The organism is Streptomyces sp. WZ.A104, assembly GCF_002382885.1.
Classification (GTDB): domain Bacteria; phylum Actinomycetota; class Actinomycetes; order Streptomycetales; family Streptomycetaceae; genus Streptomyces.
Genome location: NZ_NWVL01000136.1, coordinates 1 through 8,807, shown reverse-complemented (window position 1 = coordinate 8,807; position 8,807 = coordinate 1). Strand labels below are relative to the sequence as shown.

At 72.0% G+C, this 8,807-nt stretch carries 6 protein-coding genes; 3 read left to right on the top strand and 3 right to left on the bottom strand.

Annotation, left to right across the window (positions count from 1 at the left end; genetic code table 11):
* Together CIB93_RS36235 and CIB93_RS36230 are read right to left on the bottom strand one after the other, a co-directional pair.
* On the bottom strand, nucleotides 1-1,224 hold a 1,224-nt coding region (locus CIB93_RS36235), incomplete at its 3' end, for a sigma-70 family RNA polymerase sigma factor (RefSeq protein ID WP_143660133.1).
* A 295-nt stretch (nucleotides 1,225-1,519) separates the two neighbouring features.
* A complete protein-coding gene (locus CIB93_RS36230; protein ID WP_373558839.1) occupies nucleotides 1,520-2,476 on the bottom strand; it encodes a TetR/AcrR family transcriptional regulator in 957 nt (318 codons plus the stop codon).
* A 425-nt stretch (nucleotides 2,477-2,901) separates the two neighbouring features.
* Between CIB93_RS36230 and CIB93_RS36225 the strand changes: the two genes are divergently transcribed.
* On the top strand, nucleotides 2,902-4,239 hold the full coding sequence (locus CIB93_RS36225) for an NAD(P)/FAD-dependent oxidoreductase (RefSeq protein WP_373558840.1): 1,338 nt from the start codon (nucleotides 2,902-2,904) through the stop codon (nucleotides 4,237-4,239).
* Between the two features lie 301 nt (nucleotides 4,240-4,540).
* Nucleotides 4,541-6,238, top strand: a complete 1,698-nt coding sequence (locus CIB93_RS36220; RefSeq protein WP_096633033.1) for a SpoIIE family protein phosphatase — start codon at nucleotides 4,541-4,543, stop codon at nucleotides 6,236-6,238.
* A 101-nt stretch (nucleotides 6,239-6,339) separates the two neighbouring features.
* Here CIB93_RS36220 and CIB93_RS36215 read toward each other — a convergent pair whose 3' ends face one another.
* On the bottom strand, nucleotides 6,340-7,671 hold the full coding sequence (locus tag CIB93_RS36215) for an MFS transporter (RefSeq protein WP_096633032.1): 1,332 nt from the start codon (nucleotides 7,669-7,671) through the stop codon (nucleotides 6,340-6,342).
* 132 nt (nucleotides 7,672-7,803) lie between these two features.
* Here CIB93_RS36215 and CIB93_RS36210 point away from each other — a divergent pair, with 132 nt between their 5' ends.
* Nucleotides 7,804-8,361 carry a MarR family winged helix-turn-helix transcriptional regulator gene (locus CIB93_RS36210; RefSeq protein WP_096633031.1) on the top strand — a complete coding sequence of 186 codons (558 nt, stop codon included), beginning with the start codon at nucleotides 7,804-7,806 and terminating at the stop codon, nucleotides 8,359-8,361.
* Nucleotides 8,362-8,807 lie beyond the last annotated feature (446 nt).

Genomic DNA, 8,807 nt, shown 5'->3' with positions numbered 1-8,807 from the left:
GATGCCGGCCTTGGCGGGCGCGCCGAGCCCCTCGGAGACCGCGGCCCCGCCGACGGCCCCTCCGGAGGAGCCGGAGCCGGTCGCCGCCGCTGCGGCCCCCGCTCCGGCGGCCCCGGCGGTGCCGCCCGCCACGATGCCCGCGGCCTTGAGCGAATACCCGGCGGCGAACCAACCGATGACCGCGATGGGCAGCAGCGCCGGGATTCCGGCGTTCACATGCTCCAGCTCGCCCGCGGCCACCCGGCACTTGGCGCACTCGTCGAGATGCTTGCGCAGACCGCGCTCGGCGCGCATCCGCAGCCCGCCCCGGGCGTAGGCACCGAGCCGGTCGGCGTGCTGCGCGCAGTCCCCGCCGGTGGTGAGCGCCTGGCTGACATGGGCCTGGAGATACGCCTGCTTGAGCCCTTCGCGGGCCCGGCTGGCCAGGACGGCGGTGGCGTTGGCGGTGAGGCCGAACAGCGGGGCGATCTCGCTCGGCGACTCCTCCTCGACCGTGGTGTGCCACAGGACCGCCTGCCAGCGCTCCGGCAGGCTCCGGAACGCCTGCATGGCCATCGACTGCTCGGCCTCGTGCATCGCCAGCACATCGGCGCCCAGGTCGAGGGTGTCGTCGTCCGAGAGCTCGAAGGAGCGGGCGGCCTGCGTGGCGAACACCGCGAAGTCGTCGACCAGCTGCTCCCGCCTGGCGCTCTTCGTCCAGGCGGCCGCGACATGGCGCACGGCGGTCATCAGGTAGGCCCGGACCGCTTCCTGCGGCCCCTTTCCGCCCCGTACGGCCTGGAGGGTGCGGGCGAACACCTCGGCCGTCAGGTCGTCGGCGGTGTGGGCGTCCCGGCAACAACTGCGGGCGTAACGGAGCACGGCGCCCGAATGCCGCCGGAACAGCTCCTCGTAGGCCTGGTCGTCGCCGCTGCGCATGCCCTCGATCAACTGGGCGTCGGACAGCCCGATATCGGCCGACCCGCCGCGGCCCTCACGCTGCTGCGGAACCGCGTGCGCGCCGGCTCCCCGACCGGCTCCCGCACCGACTGCTCCGGAGGTGTCGTCCTCGGCGACGGCGGGCCAGGGTCCGGGCAGAACGGTGCCGCCGTCGGCCTCACCGTCCGACGGACCACGTCCGGCCTGGGCCGGCACCTGCCCGGCGGACAGCCCGTCGGCCTTCGTGCCCCCGCCGACCGAAGCGATCTCGTCGAGCGGCTCTTCCTGCTGCTCGTTACCGCTCATCGCGGAAGCCCCCGTATACACCCTCGGACCCGAATACCGGCCAAGACTGCCACATGGCTCAATCGCGCTGGCCCTATCCGTCCCGCCAACCACTCATCCGGGGCGATTTCCCGAACGCGAGTGCTGACGTCCCCCCTTTCGGGGAATGCTCGCCTGCTGATGTGCCTCTCGGCGAGAGCCCGCCCGGCCCGCCCGGCCGACACTGCCGACAAGGTGGACCGACGCGGCCGAACGCGGACGAGCACGTGGGAGCTGGCGAGCATGTAGGGAGCAGCGGACGGTCAAGCTCCCGCCGTCACGCCGGCCGCGACCGCAGCCCCTCCAGCAGGATGTCCAGCAGCCGGGCCGAAGCCGCGGCCTGCTGGGCGGCGTCCGGCAGAGAGGGCGCGGCCGTGGCGATGACCAGCAGCACATCGGCCACCGTCACATCCCGGCGCAGCTCACCCGACTCCCGGGCCCGGTCGACCAGTCGGCCCACGACCTCCAGCAGCTCGACCGAGCCCGTCTCCTCACCGAGGCCGTCGAGGCCGTCGAGCCCGTCGACGCCGGCGCTGCGTCGGCCGACCACGCGCTGGCCGCTCTGGCCCAGGCCCTGCCGCTGCTGAGGAACCCGGGTCTCGTCCGTCTCGCCCGGCACCGGCGCCGGCCCGGCGGCCGCCGGTATGCCCGGCTCGTCCACGTCGACCCCGACCTGCAGCACCTGCGGCGGCAGCAGCCTGCCCGCCCCCGAAGCCACGGAGGTCCGCAGGAAGCGGGAGAGCGCCGACCAGGGCTCCTCCTCCTGCCCCAGGGCCGTACGTGCCTGCTCGGTCAGCCGGGAGGTCTCCTCCTCGGCTATCCGCCGCACCAGCACGTCCTTGCTCGGGAACCGCCGGTAGACGGTGCCCACTCCGACGCGGGCGCGACGGGCCACGTCCTCCATCGGGGCGCCGTAACCCAGCTCCCCGAACACCTCACGCGCCGCGCGCAGCACGTGCTCCAGATTGCGCTGCGCGTCCACGCGCAGCGGGGCCGAACGCGGCGCGCTCGCGGTGCCCGAGGCCGTCGGCCCGTTCGCGGTCCGGCCGGCCGCCGATACCGCAACTCCCGGTCCCGCAGCGGCCGATTCCATCGCCGCCGCGCTCACCGCGGCGGCGGAGCGGACCGTGTCCGCCGAGCTCATGACGCCGAGCGCTCCCACGGAACCCAGGCGCCCGTGGTTCTCGGACGCGTGCGAGAGCGCAGCCTGGCCATGCGAATCCTGAATATGCATAACTTCCCCCGGTTATGACGTCTCCCCCCGGAGACTTCCCCGTCGTATCAGCCGGGGAGCGGAGCACAACGAAATCCGCACCCGACACCCCGACGGGTTACGAACATAGTTGAGCCCGGGTCAATTCAGAAGGGGGTAGTTCCGCATGGGTTGCCGCCCGATCGGAGCAAGCGCCCGTCCTGCCCCGGTCACCCTCCGTCCAACGGCCTTGTGCGTAGCGTCTGACCTGCGCGGCTGTCGGATCGCACGCCGCACGGGCCGTACCGGCCGCTCAGTGTCCTCCAGTCACACAATCTGTCGGGGCTGTGGACAAACCACTGACTCCGTTGCGTCATGGGGTGGTGATGGCTCCAGATTCCCGGGGGACGACCCCCGGCACCCGGCCAGGTGTGCGCATTCTCGTCGTCGGCGGCGGCTACGTCGGGATGTACACAGCGCTGCGTCTCCAACGGAAGTTGAAGCAGAGACTGAAGAGCGGCGACGCCGAGATCGTGGTCGTCACCCCCGAGCCGTACATGACGTACCAGCCGTTCCTCCCCGAAGCGGCCGCCGGTTCGATCTCGCCGCGCCATGTGGTCGTGCCGTTGCGCCGCGTCCTGGACCACTGCACGATCGTCATCGGCGAGGCCCGGAGCGTCGACCACGCCAAGCGGACCGCGACCGTCACCACCCTCGCCACGCAGGAGGACGGCACCGGAGCCCTGGAGATCTCCTACGACGAGATCGTCATCGCCCCCGGGTCCGTCTCGCGCACCCTGCCCGTCCCCGGTCTCGCCGACTTCGGCATCGGTTTCAAGACCGTCGAGGAGGCCATCGGGCTGCGCAACCACGTCATCGAACAGATGGACATCGCCTCCGCCACCCGCGACCCCGCGATCCGCGACGCGGCGCTCACCTTCGTCTTCGTCGGCGGCGGCTACGCGGGCGTGGAAGCGCTGGCCGAACTGGAGGACATGGCCCGCTACACCGCGCGCTACTACCACAACATCAAGCCCGCGGACCTCAAATGGGTCCTGGTCGAGGCCTCCGGGCGCATCCTCCCCGAAGTCGGCGAAGCCATGGGCGCGTACGCCATCGGCGAGCTGCGCGGCCGCAACATCGACGTACGCCTCGACACCCGCCTCGACACCTGCGAGGGCCGCATCGCCGTCCTCAGCGACGGTTCCCGCTTCCCCACCCGCACCCTCGTGTGGACCGCGGGCGTCAAACCGGCCCCGCTCCTCGCCGCCACCGGTCTGCCCCTGACCGAACGCGGACGCCTGCGCTGTACCGCCACCCTCGGCGTCGAGGGCATGCCGCACGCCTGGGCCGCCGGCGACGCCGCCGCCGTGCCCGACCTGACCGCCGCCGAACCGGGCCGGGAGACCGCCCCCAACGCCCAGCACGCGGTGCGCCAGGCGAAGGTCCTCGCCGACAACGTCCTCGCGACGGTCGAGGGACGCCCGCTGAAGGAGTACCGCCACGCGTACGCCGGATCGGTCGCCTCCCTGGGCCTGCACAAAGGCGTCGCCCACGTCTACGGTCGCAAGCTCAAGGGCTACCCCGCCTGGCTGATGCACCGTACGTACCACCTCAGCCGGGTGCCGACCTTCAACCGGAAGGCACGCGTCCTGGCCGAATGGACCTTGGCCGGACTCTTCAAACGCGAGATCGTCTCCCTCGGCTCGCTGGAACACCCGCGCGCCGAGTTCGAACTCGCGGCGGGCGGCGGAACCGACCCCGGCACGCCACCACGCACCGGCCCCGACCGCCCGAAGGGCTGACGGAGAGCCGGACCGAGGGATGAATCGGGCATGAATTCGAGATGGGAACGACGGTCGGGCAGGCCGTTGGGCGGCAACTGTCAGTACGGTCGGTCACACTGGACGTGTGACCATAGGTGGGCCCACACCTGCACAGAGTGACCCGGCCGGCAGTGACCAACAGTGACCAGCAGCGACGCACCAACAGCACGACGAGGCCCGGCTGCGCCTTCCCGGGGGTCCGGCCCCCGGTGCCCCCGAACCCGGCAGAAGAAGCAGCCCGCCCGAGCGGACCAGACCGACACACGAGGCCAGAAATTCCGTGAACTTCACGCGTTGGAGCGCCCGCCTTCCCGGAACGCAGCGCCGAGCTGCCGCGCGGGACGACCGTAATTCCGTACCGGCGGCCCGGGCCGAATACGCCCGGCAGGAAGGCGCGCCCGCCCCGCCGGACGGCGCCACGCCCGAACCGTCCGGTACGGACGGGACGCCGGCCCTCCCCGGGCCCGCCCTGGACGACCTCTCGGCCCGCGAGATCCTCGGCCGGCTCCCCGCCCCGGTCGCCCTGCTGCACGGCCCCGACCACCGCGTCGCCTACGTCAACGGCGCGTACGAGTCCGCGTTCGGCCCCCGCCCGCCCGGCGTCCCAGCGGCCGAGGGCATGCCCGAGCTCGCCGAGCTCAGCGTGCTTCCCCTGCTCGACCAGGTCCTGCGCAGCGGCACCCCCCGCACCGTCAAGTCCCGCAGGACCGCCGAGGGCGGCTCGTACACGGTGACCTGCACCCCGGTGGCCGCCTGGGACAGCGCAAAGGACACCCAGGACAAGGGCGAGGGAGGCGTCCTCGTCCACGCGGCCGACGTCACCGACCACGCCGAGGCCGCCGAACGCCTGCGCACCAGCGAGCGCCGCCACCGCGAAACGGCCGTCACGCTCCAGCGCTCCCTGCTCCCGCAGGAGCTGGAGCAGCCCGACGACCTGCGCATCGCCGCCACCTACCAGCCCGGCGGCACGGACGCGGCCGTGGGCGGCGACTGGTACGACGTCATCACCCTCGGCGCGGGCCGCACCGCCCTGGTGATCGGTGACGTGATGGGCCGGGGCGTCCGGGCCGCAGCCGTGATGGGCCAGCTCCGTACAGCGGTCCGCGCCTACGCCCGGCTCGACCTCCCGCCGCACGAGGTGATCCAGCTGCTGGACGGCCTCGCCGCCGAGATCGACGCCACCCAGATCGCCACCTGTGTCTACGCCGTCCATGACCCGAACGAGGGACAGCTCGTCTACGCCTCCGCGGGCCACCTCCCGATCCTCGTCCGCGACGAGGACGGCACGGTCCAGCGCGCCGCCGAACCCACCGGCCCCCCGCTCGGCACCGGCGGCTGGGTCCACACCTCGGGCACCATCGCGCTGCCGCCCGGCTCCACCGCGGTCCTCTATACGGACGGCCTGGTCGAGCGCCGCAGCGAGGACATCGACGAGGGGGTGGCCTCCCTCGCCCGCGCCCTCTCCGGCGCCAAGGGATCACCGCAGGTGGTCTGCGACCGGCTGATCCGCTCCCTCGGAGTGACCGCCGAGCACGACGACGACGTGGCGGTCCTGGTGGTCCAGCACCCCGCCCGTACGGGGACGGACGCGGAGCTGTTCCACAACGCCGCGCTCGACCTCCTCGGCGGCATCGAGGCCACCCCGCGCGCCCGCGCCTTCGCCACCGGGGTCCTGACCTCCTGGCGCTTCCCGGTCGAGCTCCGCGACCTCGGCGTCCTCGCCGCCAGCGAACTGGTCGCGAACTCCCTCCAGCACGGCACCCCGCCGATGCGCCTGGGCCTGCGCCGCACGGACCGGCGGCTGATCATCGAGGTGACCGACGGCGACGACCACCTGCCGCGCCGCCGCCAGGCCGAACCGGCGGACGAGGCGGGACGCGGCATCGAGATCATCGCGTCGATCGCCGCGTCGTGGGGCAGCCGGCGCACACCGGGCGGCGGCAAAGCGGTCTGGTGCGAGTTCGCCCTGCCCTGCTGACGTGCTGGCCCGCTGACGTGCTGGCCCGCTGACGTGCTGGCCCGCTGACGTGCTGGCCCGCTGATGTGCTGGCCCGCTTCCGGGCTGCGTCGCTTCCGGGCTCAGCGACCCGCAGCGGCCGGCGCGGGCGCGGCGGCCGGAGCGGGCGCGGCGGCCGGAGCGGCACCCTCGGGCCGCGACATGGCCACCACCCGCGAGGGGACATCGGCCAGCGAAGGCTGGTCCTGTACGGGGGTGAGTCGGCGCCCCAGCCGCAGCGCGAGCACCGTGATGCCCAGCGAGAACAGCACGAACGTCACGATGTACGGGCCGTGCAGCGACGCCCCCATCGGCCCGCCGACAGCAGGGCCGACCGCGAGCGCGAGCTGCTTGCACAGGGCGAAGGCCGAGTTGTACTGCCCGACCATCGACTCCGGCGCCAGATCGGCGACCAGCGGCGCCACGGTCGGCGACAGCATCGCCTCACCCAGCCCGAAGAGCGCGTACGTCGAGATGAACGCGGCCGTCGCCATGGCCTGGCTGCCGTGCCCGAGCCCCGCGTACCCCGCCACGATCCAGGCGAAGGCCCAGATGAGGCCGACCGCCGCGATGACCCGGCTGCGCCGCCGCCGCTCCACGAGCCGCAGGACGACGAACTGGGCGATGACGATGACAGCGGTGTTGGCGGCCAGCGCGAAGCCGAGCGTCGAGGGCTCGATCCCGGCGGCCTCGGTGCCGTACGCGGCAAGGCCGGACTCGAACTGTCCGTAACAGGCGAAGAACAGCACGAACCCCAGCACACACAGCTGGACCATGGCCCGGTGCGAGAGCAGGGCCCGCAGACCGCCGCCCCTCGTGGCGGAGCTGTCCGTCGGCCGGGCGCCGCCGAGGGAGGCCGTACGGGGCATCCGCACGGTGGCGACGACGACGCCGAGCACCACGAACATCCCGGCCTCGATCAAAAAGAGCATGGTGAAGCTCGCCGGACGGCTCACGTCCACGAGCTGCCCGCCGACGAGCCCGCCGAGGCCGAGCCCCAGGTTCTGCAGGAAGAACTGCATGGCGAAGGCCCGCGTACGGGTCGCGGTGCTGGAGCACCACACGAGCATCGTGGCCAGGGCGGGCTGCATGACGGCGGTGCCCGCACCCAGGACCGCGGCGGCCAGCACGGCGGCCGGGACGCTGCTCGCGTACCCCAGGGCGGCGGCGCCGACAGCGGCGAGACCGGAGGCCACCACCAGCACGGGCAGCGGGCCCCGCCGGTCGATGGCCCGCCCGGTGAACGGCAGAACGGCCAGCGCTGCCATTGCGAACACCGCCAGTACGACTCCCGCCGTACCGGCGCCCAGACCCCGCACCTGCGCCACGTAGACGTACAGATACGGAACGGTGAACCCGAGCCCGAACGCGCTCAGCGCGCTGCCCAGCTGGATCCGCCGCAGCGCCGCGCCCATCTCCCTGGTCACACTCACCTACCTCAAGATCTCGAAGGAATCAGACTCGAAGACTTTAGCACTAAAGTTAGAAGGTGAAAACTTCACCTCGAAGGACTTCAAGGCTGGCGAGGGCGTGCCATACTGCCCGCCATGTCCGAGAGCACCGAGGAGCCCGGCCCCGACGAGCCGAGCCTCGACGAACAGATCGCCGCCTATCAGCGCGAGTTCCGCGACCTCGACCCCCAGGTCGAACAGGTCGTCTCCGCGCTGGGCCGCCTGAACCGCCGCATGAACGTCGCGTACGGGAGACAGGTCGCCGCCCTCGGCATCAGCAATGCCGAGTGGGAGGTCCTCAAGACCCTCGTCCTGTCGGGTGCCCCCTACCGCCTCGGCCCCGGCGAACTGGCGAAGCGGCTCGGTCTCACCCCGGCCGCCATGACCCACCGCATCGACCGGATGGCCGGCGAGGGCCTGGTCACCCGGGACCGCGACGAGAACAACCGGGTCCGCGTCATCGTCGAGCTGACCGACGAGGGCCGTACGAAGTGGCTTGAGGCGATGCGCATGGCGAGCGACTTCGAGGAGGACCTCCTCCAGGACCTGTCCGGCGCCGAGCGCGGAGTCCTCGGCGAGCTCCTGGTCCGCCTCCTGCGCCGCGTGGAGCACGCCCAGCCGGACGCCGGCGGCCGGCTCACCGACCTGGACTGAGGACCCCCTGCGGACCACGCCGGAGGACCACAGGAGGTGGGTTGACACCCCCCTGGTGGATCCGTAAAGTTCTCCGAGTTGTCACGGAGCCGGAACGGTTCCGCGGCAGCCGATCCCGCCGCGAACGCGGCAACCAAACTCAGCACGACCTCCCACTCGGGATGATTTCGCTATGCCGAAATTCATTGCGAAGGCCCGATTATGAGCCGCCGGGAGAATCCGCTAGAGTTTGAGCGTCGGAACGGCCCAACAGCCGGGAAGACAAACCCCGCTGACTGGGAATCAGGCCCGAAAGGATCTGATAGAGTCGGACTCGCCGGAAAGGGAAAACGCGAAAGCGAAGGACCTCGAAAGCACCCCGCTTCGACCGGGAATCGGACACGAAAGAGTCTGATAGAGTCGGAAACGCAAGAACGAAGGGAAGCGCCCGGAGGGCCCCGGTGAAA